The organism is Sphaerotilus hippei, assembly GCF_003201595.1.
GTDB classification, from domain to species: domain Bacteria; phylum Pseudomonadota; class Gammaproteobacteria; order Burkholderiales; family Burkholderiaceae_C; genus Sphaerotilus; species Sphaerotilus hippei.
In genome coordinates, this window is the sequence record NZ_QJJS01000001.1 from 94,557 (window position 1) to 109,430 (window position 14,874).

The following is a 14,874-nucleotide window of genomic DNA, read 5'->3' on the forward strand; positions in this document are numbered from 1 at the left end:
TGTGCCGGGCAGTGTACGGACCCGGGGTGATCGATGCGCGGCCGGTCACGCCGGAACCATGCCGCCGGGCTCCGGTCGAACCCGCATCCCATGGAGAATCCCCGCATGAACAGCTCACCACGTCCTTCCGTCCGGGCCGTTGCGCTCGTGGTCCTGACGATGGCGTCCGGTCTGGCCGCCGCGCAGCAGCCGGCGGCAGAGGCCGCGTCGGCCAGCGTGACCGACCGGGCCCGGGAGACCGGCGCGGCCACCGCCGAAGCGGCCCGCAAGGCCGGCCAGACCGTGCGTCAGGCCGCCCAGGAGACAGGCAAGGCCGCGTCGGTGGCCGCCAGCGGCGTCGCCACCACGGCGGTCCAGGCCTTTCAGCAGGCCCGCAGCACCGGCCGGAAGGTGGTCTGCGAGGTGGCCGAACGCACCCGCGAGGTGGCCGAGAAGGTCAAGGGTGCGGTCAAGGACTGACGCCCTCAGGTCGAGCGGGGCGGGGCGCTGCGCAGGCGGCGCTGCGTGATGCTCTCGCCACCGATGCCCCAGTTGTCGGTCGGCACCTCGTCGATGACGACCACGGTCGTCTGCGGGTTCTTGCCCAGCACGTCCTGCAGCAGCCGGGTGACGCCTTCGATCAGGCGGGCCTTCTGCTCGGCGGTGGCCGGACCTTCTTCAGTGATCTTGATGTTCACGTAGGGCATGTGGATTTCCTTGGTCTCATGAGGGTCGGGAGGTGCCGCGGGCGACCGTCGTCGGCCGGGCGGCCAGGAAGGCCCCGGTCGACACCAGGGCCAGCCCGCCCAGCAGCCAGGCGGTGACGGCCTCGCCCAGCAGCGGTGCGGCGGCCAGACCGGCCAGCACCGGCACCAGCGCGATCATCGCTCCGGTGCGCTCGGGGCCCAGATGCTGCACCGCTTTCAGGAACAGCAGCATGGCCAGGATGGTCGGTCCCAGGCCTTGATAGAGGCCCTGGAAGATCAGCATGCCCACCGGCACCTGCGACAAGGCCTTGGGCAGCCACAGCAGATAGACCGGCAGGTAGACCAGTGCCGACGCCAGCGCCACGAAGCGGGTCAGTGTCCAGGGGGCAGGGCCCCAGCGCTTGGCCAGCAGGCTGTAGCCGGCCCAGACCACCGAGGACAGCAGCAGCAGGCCGTCGCCCAGCAGCAGGTCGGCGCTCCAGCGGTCCTGCCCGCTGACATAGGGCCAGGCGACGCAGGCGAGGCCGGCCCCCATCGCCACCAGCCCCGTCAGGCGCGCGCGGCCGGGCAGGGCGCCGGTCGTCAGCCAAGCGAGCAGCGCGATCAGGAAGGGCTGCAGGCCGGGCAGCAGGATGGCGCCGTGGGCCGCAGGGGCGTGCTTGAAGCCGCTGTAGACCAGCAGCCCGTAGCCGGCGCCACCCAGCATGGCCAGGCACCACAGCCGCGGATCACGCCAGATGCCCGCAGGCAGCCGCCGGGCGCCGACGGAAAGCGGCAGCAGCACCAGCGCGGCCGTGCCCAGGCGCAGGGCCAGCACGTCGCAGGCGGTCAGCGCACTGCGGCCGCCCAGCCGGGAAATCAGGATGAAGCCGGTCCAGATCGCGACCGTTCCCAGGGCGGCCAGGTCACCGGTGCGGCTGTTCGTGCGTGAGGTCATTCGAGCGCGGGGCCGGGAGGCCGGGTGATGCACGGGTCGCCAGCTTAGGCCCGGTCGTTCATGCTGGGAAATGAATTAACATGAATCAAATTATCTTGAAATGAGATGGATCTGGACGATCTCCACATCTTCCGCACCGTGGTGCGCGAAGGCGGCGTCACCCGGGCGGCCGAGCGGCTGCACCGGGTGCAGTCGAACGTGACCACCCGGGTGCAGCAGCTGGAGGCGGCGCTCGGGGTGGTGCTGTTCCATCGCGAGGGGCGCCGGCTGGTGCTGGCGCCCGCGGGGCATCTGCTGCTGGGTTATGCGGACCGGCTGCTCGATCTGGCCGAGCAGGCCCGTGCGGCGATGCACGGCAGCGAGCCGCGCGGGCGCCTGCGGCTGGGCTCGATGGAAAGCACGGCCGCCGCCCGCCTGCCGGGCAGCCTGGCGCGGTTCCATGTCGCCCACCCGAAGGTGCAGCTGGAGCTGCGCACCGCACCGACCGCGGCACTGATCGCCGACGTGCTGGACGGCCGGCTGGACGCCGCGCTGGTCTGCGCGCCGGTGGACACCGAGCGCCTGGACGTGCTGCCGCTGTGGCAGGAGGAACTGGTGCTGATCGCGCCGGCCACCCAGGGGCCGATGCGCAGCGCGCGCGAGCTGCAGACCCGCACGCTGCTGACCTTCGGCGCCGGTTGTGCCTACCGGCTGAGGCTGGAGTCCTGGCTGGCGGCCGAGGGGGTCACGCCCGAGCGCATCGTCGAGATGGGCTCCTATCACGCGATCCTGGGCTGCGTGGCCGCCGGCATGGGCATGGCCCTGGTGCCGCGGGTGCTGCTGTCGGCCGACCCGCAGGCGGTGCTGAGCGTGCATCCGCTGGGCCGGGCCGATCATGCGGTGGCGACCACGGTGCTGGTCCATCGCCGCGGTGCCGGCATGCCGGCCCTGCAGGCCCTGGCGGATCAGCTGGTCGCCGACACGCAGGTCGTCGCCACCGTGTCCGGTGGCACGGCCTGAGCCGAGGGCTCAGACCGCCGAAGGCGCGTCTTCCTGCCCCGGGGCAGCGCCCTGGGTGTTGTCGTGCTCCTGGCCATCCGACGGGCCGCCCGTGGTCTTGCGCTGTTCCTTTTCCGCTTTCTTCTTCTTCTTGGCCATTTCGCGCTGACGTTTTTCGAACTGGTAATTGGGCTTGGTGGCCATGGGGATCCTTGGGTCTGGTGGGGCGCGACCCGAACCAGAAAGGGCAGGGGCCGCTCTTCAGGGTACACCACTGCGGCGCGGGCCCGGCCCGGAGCGCCCGCAGGCGGGGGGCCTCAGATCACCCCGAGTTCGCGCAGCCGCTCGTCCAGGTAGCTGCCGGCGGTGTGCCGGGCCGAGAGCCGGACGTCCGGTCGCGGGTGCAGGAACAGCGGCAGCGACAGCCGCGAACGCTGTCGCGCCGCGCCCTGCGGATTGACCACCCGGTGGGTGGTCGACGGGAAATGTCCGCCCGAGGCCTCCTGGAGCATGTCGCCGGTGTTGATCACCAGCGAGCCGAAGTCGCAGGGCACGTCGCGCCACCGGCCGTCGAGGCCACGCACCTGCAGCCCCGTGTCGCTGGCCGCAGGCAGCACCGTGAGCAGGTTGATGTCCTCGTGGGCGGCGGCCCGCAGCGCGTCGGGGGGCTCGTCACCCTGCAGGGGTGGATAGCGCAGCACCCGCAGCAGGGTCTGCCGGCTGCCCTGGATCATGTCGGGCAGCGGCATGCTGTAAGCCGCCCGGACCGTCTCGGGCGAGCCCGCCTCGACCCAGCCCAGCAGCTCGGCCGCCAGCGACTGCGCCAGGTCGTGGTAGCGCCGCGCCGCATCGGACACCTCGGCCGGATAGCGGCCCCAGGGGTAGACGTGGAAATACTCCTTCAGGTCACGCCGGGTGTGGCCCTTGGCCGTCTCGGCCACCTGGGGGGCGAAATGACCATCCTGGCGCCGCGGATCGAAGGGGTAGGCCAGACGGGCCGGCGAGTCGAAGAAGTCCAGCCATTCGGCGTAGATGCCCTGGACCAGGCTCGCCGGGATCGGGTGCCGCGTCAGCACGGCAAACCCGGTGTCGCGCAGGCTGTCGCAGAAGCGGCGAGGGGCGTCGGCGACGGTGCAGTCGACCACCTGGATGTCGTGGCTCATCGGGAAAGGCTAGCACCGTTCGGCCACACTGCGGCCATGTTGCAGACGAACGAACCTTCTCCGACACCGGCGCTGAGGCGGCCGGTGATCGGCTTCATCGGCACCGGCCGGGTGGCTCAGGCCCTGATCCGCTGCCTGCTGGCGCTGGACTGGCCGCTGGCCGGCCTGGCCGGCCGTGACCTCGAGCGCACGCGCGCGCTCGCCACGGCACTGGGGCGGCCCGGGCTGGCCCTCGAGGTCGCGCCCCTGGTCGAGCGGGCCGACCTGGTGCTGCTCACCGTGCCTGACGATGCCATCGAAGCCACGGCGGCCGCCTGGCCCTGGCGACCGGGCCAGGCGGTGGTGCACTGCAGCGGGGCGAGCGAGCTGCAGGTGCTGTCCGCGGCGCAGCGTCGTGGCGCCCGGGCGGGTGGATTCCACCCGCTGCAGATCTTCTCCGATCCCGAACGGGCGGCCGGGCGCCTGTCGGGCTGCAGCGTGGCGGTCGAGGCCGCCGACCCGGCCTTGCACGAAGACCTGCGCGCACTGGCTGCCGCGCTGGGGCTCGTGGCGATCACGCTGCCTCCGGGCATGCGGGCGCGTTACCACGCCGCGGCCGGACTGGCCGCCAGCGGCCTGATCTCGGTGCTGCACGAGGCCGCGCAGCTGTGGGCGAGCTTCGGCGTGGACGAGGCCGCCATGCTGCGCGCCCTGCTGCCCCTGTCGCGGGGCGCCCTGGCGGCAGCCGAGGCACGGGGCCTGGCCGGGGCCGTGGCCGGCCCGGTGGCGAGGGGCGATGACGGCGTGATCCGGCACCAGCGCCAGGAACTGGTGACCCTGGCACCAGGCCCGCTGGCGCTCTACGACGCGCTGGCGTGGCGCCAGCTGGCGTTGCTGGACGGCGCCGGCCGGCTCGACGCGGCGACCCTGCAGCGCCTGGCCACCGCGCTGCAGGCCTCGCCCGCGCCGGTTCAGGTGGCCGAGGGCTGATCGGCGCCCGCCTCGGCGCGGCGCAGCGGCGGGTGCTTGATCGCGTTCATCCCGATCTTGCGGTGCACGGCCGCGCCGATGTCGATGCCGCTGTGGTCCGCGATCTGCACCAGATAGAGCAGCACGTCGGCGATCTCCTCGCCCAGGTGCTGCTGCACCTCGGGCTGCTCGGCGATCCGGGTCGACGCCTCCGGGGTCATCCACTGGAAGATCTCCACCAGCTCGGCGGCCTCGACCACCATCGCCATCGCGAGGTTCTTGGGCGTCTGGTACGGCGCCCAGTCCCGCTCGTCGGCAAAACGGCGCAGCCGGGCCTGCAGCGCGCCGATGTCCAGCACACCGCCGGCGGGTGTGCTCCGTGGCGGAGCAGCGGTCACCGGAGCGCAAGCCGGGGTTTCCTCGCTGGCAGGGACGAACCCGGTCTCGGGACAATCGGATACAGACTGAGTTTTTGACGGGATCATCCGGATAAACACAAAAGAAATTCAAGTGGTGCGCATTTATGATGCGCAAATGCACTGCTGAAGTGCATTTGAGCCGCATCCTGATCATTTTGGGATGCGGCTTTCCGTGTCGCCGAACGGGCGCCACAGGGTAAAGCAGGCCCGACACCGGTTTCTGCACGGTCAGGCATCAGGCTTGCTCGTGTGGACGGATACGGCAAGAACAAGGCGGCACAACTGCCTTCAACAGGAACGACCGGATGGACATTTTTGTACAACAGATCATCAACGGTCTGGTGCTGGGCAGCATGTATGCCCTCGTTGCACTGGGCTACACGATGGTGTATGGAATCATCAGCCTGATCAACTTCGCCCACGGCGAAGTGCTGATGGTCGGCGCAATGACCAGCTGGAGCGTGGCCACGGCCCTCGCCGGCACAGGCTGGCCCGGCTGGGTCATCCTGCTGATCTCGATGGTCGCGGCCATCGTGGTCTGCTCGCTGCTGAACTTCGCGATCGAGAAGATCGCCTACCGGCCCCTGCGCAATGCACCTCGTCTGGCGCCGCTGATCACCGCCATGGGCATGAGCCTGCTGCTGCAGACCCTGGCGATGATCATCTGGAAACCCAACCCCAAGCCCTATCCGCAGCTGCTGCCCGACACGGTCTACAACCTCTGGGAAGACGGGCCGGTCATCACGGTCACCCAGATCGTGATCCTGATCGTCACCGTCGTGGTGCTGTCGGCGCTGCTCTGGCTGGTCAACAAGACCAAGCTGGGCCGCGCGATGCGGGCCACGGCCGAAAACCCGAAGGTGGCCGGCCTGATGGGCGTGCGTCCTGACCACATCATCAGCGCCACCTTCGTCATCGGCGCGACCCTGGCGGCCATCGCCGGCATCATGTGGGCGTCCAACTACGGCACCGTGCAGCACAGCATGGGTTTCCTGCCGGGCCTGAAAGCCTTCACGGCCGCGGTCTTCGGCGGCATCGGCAACCTGGCCGGAGCGATGGTCGGCGGCGTGCTGCTCGGCCTGATCGAGGCCATCGGTGCGGGCTACCTCGGCGACCTGACCGGTGGTGTCTTCGGCAGCCAGTATGTCGAGATCTTCGCCTTCGTCGTGCTCATCCTCGTGCTGACCCTGCGCCCCAGCGGCCTGATGGGCGAGCGTGTGGCCGATCGCGCCTGAGCCCCCAAGGACATCGACATGAATCGACAGACTCGAATCATCGCTTTTCTGCTGGCGGCCGTCGCGCTGCTGGCGCTGCCGCTGTTCGCGGCCCAGTTCGGACAAGGCTGGGTGCGCATCATGGCGCTGGCCCTGCTCTACGTGCTGCTGGCCCTGGGCCTGAACATCGTGGTGGGCTACGCCGGCCTGCTCGACCTGGGCTACGTGGCGTTCTACGCGGTGGGGGCCTACCTCTACGCGCTGGGCGCCTCGCCGCACCTGAGCGAGAACTTCCCGGCCATCAAGGCCATGTTCCCCGACGGGCTGCACCTGCCGATCTGGGTGATCATCCCGGTGGCCGCGCTGGTGGCTGCCGGGGCGGGCATGCTGCTCGGGGCCCCCACGCTCAAGCTGCGCGGTGACTACCTGGCCATCGTCACGCTGGGCTTCGGCGAGATCATCCGGGTGTTCATGAACAACCTGGAGTACCCGATCAACATCACCAACGGCCCGCGCGGCCTGAGCCAGATCGATCCGATGAACATCGGCGGCTACAGCTTCGGCGACGACCACGTGCTGTTCGGCGTGACCATCCCGTCGGTCGCGATGTACTACTACCTGTTCCTCGCCCTGGTGGTGTTCAGCGTGATCATCTGCCACCGCCTGGAGTACTCCCGCATCGGCCGGGCCTGGATGGCCATCCGCGAGGACGAGATCGCCGCCAAGGCCATGGGCCTGAACACCCGCAACCTCAAGCTGATGGCCTTCGGCATGGGCGCGACCTTCGGGGGCGTGTCCGGCGCGATGTTCGCGTCGTTCCAGGGCTTCATCTCGCCGGAGTCGTTCACGCTGGCAGAGTCGGTGATCATCGTCGCGATGATCGTGCTGGGCGGCCTCGGCCACCTGCCGGGCGTGATCCTGGGTGCGGTGCTGCTGGCCGCGCTGCCCGAAGTGCTGCGTTATGTCGCTGGCGACATCCAGGCCATGACCGACGGTCGCCTCGATGCCGCCATCCTGAGGCAGTTGCTCATCGCGCTGGCGATGATCGCCGTCATGCTGCTGCGCCCGCGTGGCCTGTGGCCTTCGTCCGAGCACGGCAAAGCCGCGATCCAGCCGAAGTGAGGACACCGACATGACCCAGAAATCATCCGACATCGTCTTCAACGTCCAGGGTGTCTCCAAGCGCTTCGGCGGCCTGCAGGCCCTGTCCGACGTCTCGATGACCATCCAGCGGGGCCACGTCTACGGCCTGATCGGCCCCAACGGCGCGGGCAAGACCACCTTCTTCAACGTCGTCACCGGGCTCTACACGCCCGACGGCGGCACGTTCGAGCTCGCCGGACGGCCCTACACGCCCCAGGCCGTGCACCAGGTGGCCCAGGCCGGCATCGCCCGCACCTTCCAGAACATCCGGCTGTTCGCCGAGATGACCGCGCTGGAGAACGTGATGGTCGGTCGCCACGTGCGCACCGGCTCCGGCCTGCTCGGCGCGATCTTGCGCACCCCCGGCTTCAAGGCCGAGGAGGCGGCGATCACCGCCCGGGCGCATGAGCTGCTGGAGTACGTGGGCATCGGCAAGTACGCCGATTTCAAGGCCCGCACGCTGAGCTACGGCGACCAGCGTCGCCTCGAGATCGCCCGTGCGCTGGCCACCGATCCGCAGCTGATCGCGCTGGACGAGCCCGCCGCCGGCATGAACGCCACCGAGAAGGTCGTGCTGCGCGAGCTGATCGACCGCATCCGCACCGACGGCCGCACCATCCTGCTCATCGAGCACGACGTGAAGCTGGTGATGGGCCTGTGCGACCGCGTCAGCGTGCTGGACTACGGCAAGCTGATCGCGCAAGGCACGCCTGCAGAGGTGCAGAGCAACGAGAAGGTGATCGAGGCCTACCTGGGCGCCGATCACCAGACCCACTGAGCATGACCGACACCATGGCAAGTGCAATTCCCAATTCTTCCGCCGCCGCGCCGGTCCTGCTCAGCCTGTCCAACCTGAAGGTCGCCTACGGCGGCATCCAGGCCGTCAAGGGCGTGAGCCTCGAGGTCCGCGAGGGTGAGCTGGTCAGCCTGATCGGGGCCAACGGGGCGGGCAAGACCACCAGCCTGAAGGCCGTCACCGGCCTGCAGCCGGTCGCCGATGGCGACGTGTCCTATCTGGGCCGCAGCATCCGTGGCCAGGGCGCCTGGGATCTGGCCAAGCAGGGCCTGGTGATGGTGCCTGAAGGGCGTGGCACCTTCACCCGCATGACCATCACCGAGAACCTGCAGATGGGCGCCTACGTGCGTGACGACAAGGACATCGACGCCGACATCGAGAAGGTCTTCGCGATCTTCCCGCGGCTCAAGGAGCGGCGCGACCAGCTGGCCGGCACGATGTCCGGTGGCGAGCAGCAGATGCTGGCCATGGGCCGTGCGCTGATGGCGCGCCCCAAGGTGCTGCTGCTCGACGAGCCGTCGATGGGCCTGTCGCCCATCATGGTCGACAAGATCTTCGAGGTCGTCGCCGACATCCACCGCCAGGGCGTCACCATCCTGCTGGTCGAGCAGAACGCCAGCCGTGCGCTGGCGCTCGCCAGCCGGGGTTACGTGATGGATTCCGGCCAGATCACGATGACCGGCCCCGGCCGTCAGCTGCTGGACGATCCCAAGGTGCGCGAAGCCTACCTCGGCCATTGATGTCGATTCCGCACGGTCCGGTCCCCCGGATCGGGCCGTGTTTTCCCGAGTCTGCCGACCGATGTCGGCGACCTGCGACGCTCATCCGTTGTCTGCGGCAGTGCCTTGCGCACGCGGCTTGCATGGGTCCGCCGTCCATGTTTATTCTTTGTCTCTGTCCTTCAACCTCGAGGCTCTCGCTCATGAAATTCATCGTGAAACCCGTCCTGGCTGCCATCGCCGTGGCTGCTGCCGGCTCCGCGTTCGCTCAGGAAGCCGTCGTGAAGATCGGTCACGTGGCTCCGACCAGCGGCGGCATCGCCCACCTGGGCAAGGACAACGAATACGGTGCGCGCATGGCCATCGACGAGCTCAACGCCAAGGGCGTGGTCATCGGCGGCAAGAAGGTCAAGCTTGAACTGCTGGCCGAAGACGACGGCGCCGATCCGAAGCAGGGCACCGCCGCGGCCCAGAAGCTGGTCGACTCGAAGGTCGCCGGTGTCGTCGGCCACCTGAACTCGGGCACCTCCATCCCGGCCTCGAAGATCTACAGCGATGCCGGCATCCCGCAGATCTCGCCGTCGGCCACGAACCCGACCTTCACCCGCCAGGGCTTCAAGACCACGTTCCGCGTCGTGGCCGATGACGTGCACCTGGGTGGCACGCTGGGCCGTTATGCGGTCAAGAACCTGAAGGGCAAGACGGTCGCCGTCATCGACGACCGCACCGCCTATGGCCAGGGCGTGGCCGAGGAGTTCATCAAGGGCGCCACCGCCGCGGGCGCCAAGGTCGCCGGCCGCGAAGCCACCAACGACAAGGCCACGGACTTCACCGCCATCCTGACCAACATCAAGTCGAAGAAGCCGGACGTGATCTTCTTCGGCGGCATGGACGCCGTGGCCGGACCGATGATCCGCCAGATGAAGCAGCTGGGCATCAAGGCCAAGTTCATGGGCGGTGACGGCATCTGCACCGGCGAGCTGCCCAAGCTGTCGGGCGGCGCGATGGCCGACGAGCAGGTCGTCTGCGCCGAGGCCGGTGGTGTCGAAGGTGAAGCCAAGAAGGGCATGGACGTCTTCCGCACCGCCTTCAAGGCCAAGTTCAACACCGACGTGCAGATCTACGCACCGTACGTCTACGACGCGACCAACGTGCTGGTGGCCGCGATGGTCAAGGCCGGCTCCGCCGAGCCGGCCAAGTACCTGCCGGTGCTGGCCAAGACGACCGGCTACAAGGGCGTGACCGGCACCATCACCTTCGACGAGAAGGGTGACATCAAGAACGGCGCGCTGACGCTCTACACCTACAAGGGTGGCAACCGCGAGCAGATCGCCGTGGTGCGCTGATTCACCGTTCCGGCCCACGGCTGCCCTTCCGGGTGGCATGGCAGGCCGGATGGACGCCCCGTCATGGGGCGTGGACGGGCGGCTTTCGGGCCGCCCGTTTTTTTGTGCCCCGATCTTTCGGGGTCGAGCGCCGGGCGCGTATGCTCGGCCATCGCCGTCGGGCCCTGCACCGGGCGGCGATCTTCGTTCTGCCTCGCGTCCATGCCCTCGGCGCCCGCAGTGGCGCCCGCTCGGCGAGCGGGCCGCACACCGTGCCCTGATCCATCTTCGTACAGCACAGCGCCGATCTTCGGAGCGTTCACCCTGAGGGCGAGCGCTCCGGTTCCTGCCGCGCATCTCTGCTTCCAGAAGGGCCGACCCGTGCCGGGTTACCTCGTCAAACACGAACACATCACGGTCGCCGGCCTGGCGAGCCTGCACATCCGCAGCCTGCTGGATCGCCAGCAGTACGCCGATCCGCTCGGCGAAGCCGAGGCGGTGGGCATCTCGTCGGCCGCCTGGCCGCTGTTCGGGCTGCTCTGGCCTTCGGGGCTGCACCTGGCGGCGGCGGCGGCGATCCGGCCGGTGCGTGCCGGCGAGCGCATCCTCGAGATCGGCTGCGGCCTGGCCCTGGCCAGCCTGATCAGCCACCGCCGCGGGGCCGACGTGACGGCCAGCGACTGCCACCCGCTGGCGGGCAGCTTCCTGCTCGAGAACCTGAGGCTCAACGGCCTGCTGCCCTTGCCCTACTGCCATGGCGACTGGGCGATCAGCGATCCGGACGCGCCGGCAGAGGCCGGGCCGGCCAGTCCGCACGGCTCCAGCCTGCACGGACGCTTCGGCCTGATCATGGGCAGCGACGTGCTCTACGAGCGCGACGAGGCGGGGGTGCTGCCCCAGTTCATCGCCCGCCACGCGACGGCGGCAGGCGAGGTGATGATCATCGACCCCAACCGCGGCAATCGCAGCGCGTTCAACCGGCGCATGGCGGCGCTGGGGTATGGTCTGCAGGAAACGATCATCAAGGACCCCGAGGGTCCCGGTGGCGCCTACAGCGGGCGCCTGCTGCACTTCCGCCGCGAGGGCCTGGCCCCGTCCGTGCTCCAGGAGATCCATGGTTCGCATTCAACTGGTCATTGACCTGAATTACACCGTCGCGCCCCCCGGCGCCGACTTCGTCTTCAACATCCACTGCGCGCACACCCGCTGCCAGACGGTGGTCAGCCAGCAGCTGCACATCAACCAGCCGGTGCGCCCGCTGGTGCACACCGATCCGGTCACCGCCAACCGCTACCTGCGTCTGGCCGCCGTCCCGGGGCCGCTGCAGGTGCTCTACACGGCCTGCGTCGACATCCAGCAGCACTTCGAGTGGCCCGACCGGCTCGAGGAGGTGCCGGTGGCCCAGCTGCCCACGCCGGTGCTGAACTACATCTACCCCAGCCGCTACTGCCAGTCCGACCGGCTGGGCGCGCTGGCCACGGCCGAGTTCGGTCACCTGCCCAAGGGCTACCGGCGCGTGATCGCGATCCAGAACTGGGTGCGCCAGCGGGTCAGCTTCAGGCAGAACACCACCAACTCCCACACCTCGGCGCTGGACACCCTGACCGACCGGGTCGGCGTCTGCCGTGACTTCGCCCACCTGATGATCGCGCTGTGCCGTGCGTTGAGCATCCCGGCGCGTTTCACCACCGGCATCGACTACGGCGCCGACCCGGCCCTGGGCCCGACCGACTTCCATGCCTATGTCGAGGTCTACCTGAGCCACCGCTGGTACATCGTCGATCCCTCCGGCACGGCCATCCCGATGGGCTTCGTGCGCCTGGGGGTCGGGCGGGATGCGGCGGACGTGGCCTTCGCCACCATCTTCGGCGGCGTGCAGTCGGCGCTGCCGCGCCTGGAGGTGCGTGCGGTGACCGACGACAGCGGCCGCTGGGCCGTCCCGCAGCACCGCATCGAGGCCTTGTCGACCGATTCGGGGCCTTGAACCCCCGGATCGATGGGGTGTTCACAACGGCGTGAAAAACCCCTTCGATTCGTCACGCAATGGTGCTATGTTTCGTCAACTACCGGAGACGAGCATGGCCTCTACCCCCTCCACCGCCCGCGGCGGTGCCCGCAAGGGACGGCTGCCTTCCGGGGTTGCCGCTCAGGTGACTCCGCCACCGGTGCCGCGTCTGGAGCAGCTGCGCCGTGCCCTGCTGCCGACGATGGACTGCCTGCGCCGCTGCCGCGCCGACCTGATCGACATGGCCCTGATCGACGACTACGTCGACCTGAACTGGCTTGAATGGCAGGGGGGCAGCCTCAAGCTCACCGTGACCGGCCGCAACATCTGCGCGCAGCTGCAGCGCGCCCAGCGCGAAGCCAGTTCCGGTTGAGGTTCCGGCCCCACGCTGGCCGGGGCGTGCCTGCCGGCCTGACCGTTCTGCGTGCCAGCGCACCGACCGGCCCGATGCCGTCCTGCACCATGAGGCGCTCGACATCCATCGCAAGGAGGCGCACATGTCCAAAGGCAAGAACGGCAACAAGGAAGTCAAGAAGCCCAAGAAGGATCCAGGGCCGGGCAAGTCCATGACACCTGTCGTCGCCACCCCCGTGGTCGCCGCGGCCGCGCCGGTCCGGGCCCGCAGGAAGTGATGCGGGTGGCCGCCTGCCTCGGCGGGCGGCCCGCGGTGTCAACGGCACGGGGCCGAGGCACCTCACCTCGCAAGCCCATCGTCGTCCCACCGAACGTGGGGCAGCACGACCCGGTCGGCGAGCACCGCCTTTTCGCCGATCCGCGACGGCCGGATCCGGGACCGGCGCCCGCCTGATCGGTGGCTTGCGCCGCAGCACGTCGGCCGGCATGGCGGACCTGTTCCCGCGCCGGACGGCCCGGGCGCCGCGCGGTTGAGCGCATTACACTGTGGCCCGGAGGCGCTCGCAACGGCGCCTCCAGCGTTCTCAGGGCGGGGTGGAATTCCCCACCGGCGGTGATGGTGGTGGGGCTGCTCGCGGGCTCACGGCATGAGCCCGCGAGCGCCCGCAGGCTCATGCCGGCGGGGTCAGCAGACCCGGTGTGACTCCGGGGCCGACGGTCACAGTCCGGATGAAAGAGACTGGCCACACCATCATGACTCACACCTCTGCTGCTTCCGCTCCCCGCATCGCTGCCATCAGCGCTTCCTGGCACCGTGACATCGTGCACCGCGCACGTGACGCCTGCGTGGCCGAACTGGCCCGCCATGACGTCGCCGCCAGCCAGGTCGAACATTTCGACGTGCCCGGCGCGTTCGAGATCCCGCTGCTGGCCCGGCGCCTGGCCGAATCCGGCCGCTTCGATGCCATCGTCGCCTTCGGGCTGGTGGTCGATGGCGGCGTCTACCGCCACGACTTCGTCGCCACCGCCGTCATCGACGGCCTGATGCGCGTGCAGCTCGACAGCGGCGTGCCGGTGCTGTCGGCCGTGCTGACCCCGCACCAGTTCCACGAGCACGCCACCCACCAGGGCTGGTTCTCCGAGCACTTCGTGACCAAGGGCATCGAGGCCGCCCAGGCCGCGCTGCAGACCCTGGCGCTGCACCGCCAGGTGTCGACGCTGCTGTCGCGCTGACGTGACGCAGGGGCCCGACGCCCTGGCGGCGCCGAGTCCTTCGCGCCGCGCCCTCTGCCCCGCCTGCCAGCGGCCGCTGGCCAGCTGCCTGTGCCGCTGGGCGGCCCCGACCGATCATCAGGTCGAGGTGCTGATCCTGCAGCATCCACTCGAGGTGAATCAGGCCAAGGGCAGCGCGCGCCTGCTGCAGCTCAGCCTGGCCCGTTGCCGGCTGTTCGTCGGCGAGACCTTCGATCCGGTGTCGCTGGAAGCTTGGTTGCGACCGCCGGGTTCGTCGCGCCGCCCGGTGCTGCTCTATCCTGACACCGATGCGCAGGCTGACCCCGGCCTGCGGTCCGCGCCGGCCGCGTGCCCGGACGAGCTGCAGGATCCGGCGCGGCTGCGCCTGGTCGTGCTCGACGGCACCTGGCGCAAGAGCCGCAAGATGCTCTACCTCAACGCGCTGCTGCAGCAGCTGCCGCGCCTGGCGCTGCACGACCCGCCGCCCTCGCACTACCGTGCCGTGCGCCGGGCCCGCCGGCCCGATCAGCTCTCGACGCTGGAGGCCACCGTGCTGGCACTGCAGCAGCTGGAATCGACGACCGCCAGGGGCGACCCGCAGCGCTGGCAGGCGCTGCTGGAGGCCTTCGACGGTTTTGTCGAGGACCGGCTGGTGCGGGCGGCCTCCAGTTCGGGGCCGCCGTGCCGATGACCCGGAAGGTCCCATCCTTCGTGCAGATTTGAGCAGGAGCCTCCCATGAGCCCCATCAGTGCCTCCACCGCCAGCAGTGCGCTGGTCAACGGCGCGTCGTCGGGTCCTCCCGGCACGGTGTCGGGCGCGGCCTCGATGCTGGTGCTCAAGAAGGCGCTCGATGTCGAGGCCGGTTCGGCCGCCCAGCTGCTGCAGGCCTTGCCGCAGCCGCCGCTGGCCACGTCGGGATCGGTCGGCACCCAGATCAACACCTACGCCTGAGT

General features: G+C 69.5%; 20 protein-coding genes and 1 riboswitch. Of the genes, 15 read left to right on the top strand and 5 right to left on the bottom strand.

Annotated elements, in window-relative coordinates; all coding sequences use genetic code 11:
• Positions 1-105: 105 nt before the first annotated feature.
• Positions 106-459: a hypothetical protein gene (locus C7444_RS00500; RefSeq protein ID WP_146219318.1), complete on the top strand. Its 354-nt coding sequence runs from the start codon at positions 106-108 to the stop codon at positions 457-459.
• Positions 460-464: 5 nt separating this feature from the next.
• Here the strand turns inward: C7444_RS00500 and C7444_RS00505 are convergent, their stop codons facing one another.
• Together C7444_RS00505 and C7444_RS00510 are read right to left on the bottom strand one after the other, a co-directional pair.
• On the bottom strand, positions 465-686 hold the full coding sequence (locus C7444_RS00505; protein ID WP_110398866.1) for a tautomerase family protein: 222 nt from the start codon (positions 684-686) through the stop codon (positions 465-467).
• 16 nt (positions 687-702) lie between these two features.
• Entirely contained in the window at positions 703-1,623 is a 921-nt protein-coding gene (locus C7444_RS00510) for a DMT family transporter (RefSeq protein WP_110398867.1), read from the bottom strand.
• Between the two features lie 105 nt (positions 1,624-1,728).
• Between C7444_RS00510 and C7444_RS00515 the strand changes: the two genes are divergently transcribed.
• The gene (locus C7444_RS00515; protein WP_110398868.1) at positions 1,729-2,622 is read left to right on the top strand and encodes a LysR family transcriptional regulator; all 894 of its coding nucleotides are present in this window, start codon (positions 1,729-1,731) and stop codon (positions 2,620-2,622) included.
• 9 nt (positions 2,623-2,631) lie between these two features.
• Here the strand turns inward: C7444_RS00515 and C7444_RS20135 are convergent, their stop codons facing one another.
• Both C7444_RS20135 and C7444_RS00520 read right to left on the bottom strand, forming a co-directional pair.
• Entirely contained in the window at positions 2,632-2,805 is a 174-nt protein-coding gene (locus tag C7444_RS20135) for a hypothetical protein (RefSeq protein ID WP_170130580.1), read from the bottom strand.
• A 113-nt stretch (positions 2,806-2,918) separates the two neighbouring features.
• The gene (locus tag C7444_RS00520; RefSeq protein ID WP_110398869.1) at positions 2,919-3,764 is read right to left on the bottom strand and encodes a 2OG-Fe(II) oxygenase family protein; all 846 of its coding nucleotides are present in this window, start codon (positions 3,762-3,764) and stop codon (positions 2,919-2,921) included.
• A 36-nt stretch (positions 3,765-3,800) separates the two neighbouring features.
• Between C7444_RS00520 and C7444_RS00525 the strand changes: the two genes are divergently transcribed.
• Positions 3,801-4,733 carry a Rossmann-like and DUF2520 domain-containing protein gene (locus C7444_RS00525; protein ID WP_110398870.1) on the top strand — a complete coding sequence of 311 codons (933 nt, stop codon included), beginning with the start codon at positions 3,801-3,803 and terminating at the stop codon, positions 4,731-4,733.
• Here the strand turns inward: C7444_RS00525 and C7444_RS00530 are convergent.
• On the bottom strand, positions 4,715-5,068 hold the full coding sequence (locus C7444_RS00530; RefSeq protein WP_110399138.1) for a nucleotide pyrophosphohydrolase: 354 nt from the start codon (positions 5,066-5,068) through the stop codon (positions 4,715-4,717). The genes C7444_RS00525 and C7444_RS00530 overlap by 19 nt on opposite strands.
• 368 nt (positions 5,069-5,436) lie before the next feature.
• Between C7444_RS00530 and C7444_RS00535 the strand changes: the two genes are divergently transcribed.
• The 12 genes from C7444_RS00535 to C7444_RS00585 all read left to right on the top strand — a co-directional run bounded on the left by C7444_RS00535 (position 5,437) and on the right by C7444_RS00585 (position 14,872).
• On the top strand, positions 5,437-6,366 hold the full coding sequence (locus C7444_RS00535; protein WP_110398871.1) for a branched-chain amino acid ABC transporter permease: 930 nt from the start codon (positions 5,437-5,439) through the stop codon (positions 6,364-6,366).
• An 18-nt stretch (positions 6,367-6,384) separates the two neighbouring features.
• Positions 6,385-7,467 (top strand): ABC transporter permease subunit, encoded by a 1,083-nt coding sequence (locus tag C7444_RS00540; RefSeq protein WP_110398872.1) that lies wholly within the window; start codon positions 6,385-6,387, stop codon positions 7,465-7,467.
• 10 nt (positions 7,468-7,477) lie between these two features.
• Positions 7,478-8,266: an ABC transporter ATP-binding protein gene (locus C7444_RS00545; RefSeq protein WP_110398873.1), complete on the top strand. Its 789-nt coding sequence runs from the start codon at positions 7,478-7,480 to the stop codon at positions 8,264-8,266.
• Positions 8,267-8,280: 14 nt separating this feature from the next.
• Entirely contained in the window at positions 8,281-9,024 is a 744-nt protein-coding gene (locus C7444_RS00550; RefSeq protein WP_211317453.1) for an ABC transporter ATP-binding protein, read from the top strand.
• Between the two features lie 182 nt (positions 9,025-9,206).
• Positions 9,207-10,349 carry a branched-chain amino acid ABC transporter substrate-binding protein gene (locus C7444_RS00555; protein WP_110398874.1) on the top strand — a complete coding sequence of 381 codons (1,143 nt, stop codon included), beginning with the start codon at positions 9,207-9,209 and terminating at the stop codon, positions 10,347-10,349.
• A gap of 360 nt (positions 10,350-10,709) precedes the next feature.
• Positions 10,710-11,468, top strand: coding sequence for a class I SAM-dependent methyltransferase (locus C7444_RS00560; protein ID WP_110398875.1), 759 nt, complete (start codon positions 10,710-10,712; stop codon positions 11,466-11,468).
• A complete protein-coding gene (locus C7444_RS00565; protein WP_110398876.1) occupies positions 11,443-12,312 on the top strand; it encodes a transglutaminase-like domain-containing protein in 870 nt (289 codons plus the stop codon). The genes C7444_RS00560 and C7444_RS00565 overlap by 26 nt, the downstream gene beginning before the upstream one ends.
• Positions 12,313-12,406: 94 nt before the next feature.
• Positions 12,407-12,706: a hypothetical protein gene (locus C7444_RS00570; RefSeq protein ID WP_146219319.1), complete on the top strand. Its 300-nt coding sequence runs from the start codon at positions 12,407-12,409 to the stop codon at positions 12,704-12,706.
• Between the two features lie 124 nt (positions 12,707-12,830).
• Positions 12,831-12,965 (top strand): hypothetical protein, encoded by a 135-nt coding sequence (locus C7444_RS20755; protein WP_259372547.1) that lies wholly within the window; start codon positions 12,831-12,833, stop codon positions 12,963-12,965.
• A 298-nt stretch (positions 12,966-13,263) separates the two neighbouring features.
• A riboswitch (FMN riboswitch) is annotated at positions 13,264-13,432 on the top strand.
• Positions 13,433-13,440: 8 nt separating this feature from the next.
• Positions 13,441-13,920, top strand: coding sequence for a 6,7-dimethyl-8-ribityllumazine synthase (locus C7444_RS00575; protein ID WP_110398878.1), 480 nt, complete (start codon positions 13,441-13,443; stop codon positions 13,918-13,920).
• 1 nt (position 13,921) lies between these two features.
• Positions 13,922-14,611 (top strand): tRNA-uridine aminocarboxypropyltransferase, encoded by a 690-nt coding sequence (locus tag C7444_RS00580; protein WP_245909342.1) that lies wholly within the window; start codon positions 13,922-13,924, stop codon positions 14,609-14,611.
• 45 nt (positions 14,612-14,656) lie between these two features.
• On the top strand, positions 14,657-14,872 hold the full coding sequence (locus C7444_RS00585; RefSeq protein WP_110398879.1) for a YjfB family protein: 216 nt from the start codon (positions 14,657-14,659) through the stop codon (positions 14,870-14,872).
• The last annotated feature ends 2 nt before the right edge of the window (positions 14,873-14,874 follow it).

What these genes read in the sequence shown, in the direction of transcription:
- C7444_RS00500 (WP_146219318.1), top strand. Translation starts at nt 106, where the DNA reads ATGAACAGCTCACCACGTCCTTCCGTCCGGGCCGTTGCGCTCGTGGTC.
- C7444_RS00505 (WP_110398866.1), bottom strand. Translation starts at nt 686, where the DNA reads ATGCCCTACGTGAACATCAAGATCACTGAAGAAGGTCCGGCCACCGCC.
- C7444_RS00510 (WP_110398867.1), bottom strand. Translation starts at nt 1,623, where the DNA reads ATGACCTCACGCACGAACAGCCGCACCGGTGACCTGGCCGCCCTGGGA.
- C7444_RS00515 (WP_110398868.1), top strand. Translation starts at nt 1,729, where the DNA reads ATGGATCTGGACGATCTCCACATCTTCCGCACCGTGGTGCGCGAAGGC.
- C7444_RS20135 (WP_170130580.1), bottom strand. Translation starts at nt 2,805, where the DNA reads ATGGCCACCAAGCCCAATTACCAGTTCGAAAAACGTCAGCGCGAAATG.
- C7444_RS00520 (WP_110398869.1), bottom strand. Translation starts at nt 3,764, where the DNA reads ATGAGCCACGACATCCAGGTGGTCGACTGCACCGTCGCCGACGCCCCT.
- C7444_RS00525 (WP_110398870.1), top strand. Translation starts at nt 3,801, where the DNA reads ATGTTGCAGACGAACGAACCTTCTCCGACACCGGCGCTGAGGCGGCCG.
- C7444_RS00535 (WP_110398871.1), top strand. Translation starts at nt 5,437, where the DNA reads ATGGACATTTTTGTACAACAGATCATCAACGGTCTGGTGCTGGGCAGC.
- C7444_RS00540 (WP_110398872.1), top strand. Translation starts at nt 6,385, where the DNA reads ATGAATCGACAGACTCGAATCATCGCTTTTCTGCTGGCGGCCGTCGCG.
- C7444_RS00545 (WP_110398873.1), top strand. Translation starts at nt 7,478, where the DNA reads ATGACCCAGAAATCATCCGACATCGTCTTCAACGTCCAGGGTGTCTCC.
- C7444_RS00550 (WP_211317453.1), top strand. Translation starts at nt 8,281, where the DNA reads ATGGCAAGTGCAATTCCCAATTCTTCCGCCGCCGCGCCGGTCCTGCTC.
- C7444_RS00555 (WP_110398874.1), top strand. Translation starts at nt 9,207, where the DNA reads ATGAAATTCATCGTGAAACCCGTCCTGGCTGCCATCGCCGTGGCTGCT.
- C7444_RS00565 (WP_110398876.1), top strand. Translation starts at nt 11,443, where the DNA reads ATGGTTCGCATTCAACTGGTCATTGACCTGAATTACACCGTCGCGCCC.
- C7444_RS00570 (WP_146219319.1), top strand. Translation starts at nt 12,407, where the DNA reads ATGGCCTCTACCCCCTCCACCGCCCGCGGCGGTGCCCGCAAGGGACGG.
- C7444_RS20755 (WP_259372547.1), top strand. Translation starts at nt 12,831, where the DNA reads ATGTCCAAAGGCAAGAACGGCAACAAGGAAGTCAAGAAGCCCAAGAAG.
- C7444_RS00575 (WP_110398878.1), top strand. Translation starts at nt 13,441, where the DNA reads ATGACTCACACCTCTGCTGCTTCCGCTCCCCGCATCGCTGCCATCAGC.
- C7444_RS00585 (WP_110398879.1), top strand. Translation starts at nt 14,657, where the DNA reads ATGAGCCCCATCAGTGCCTCCACCGCCAGCAGTGCGCTGGTCAACGGC.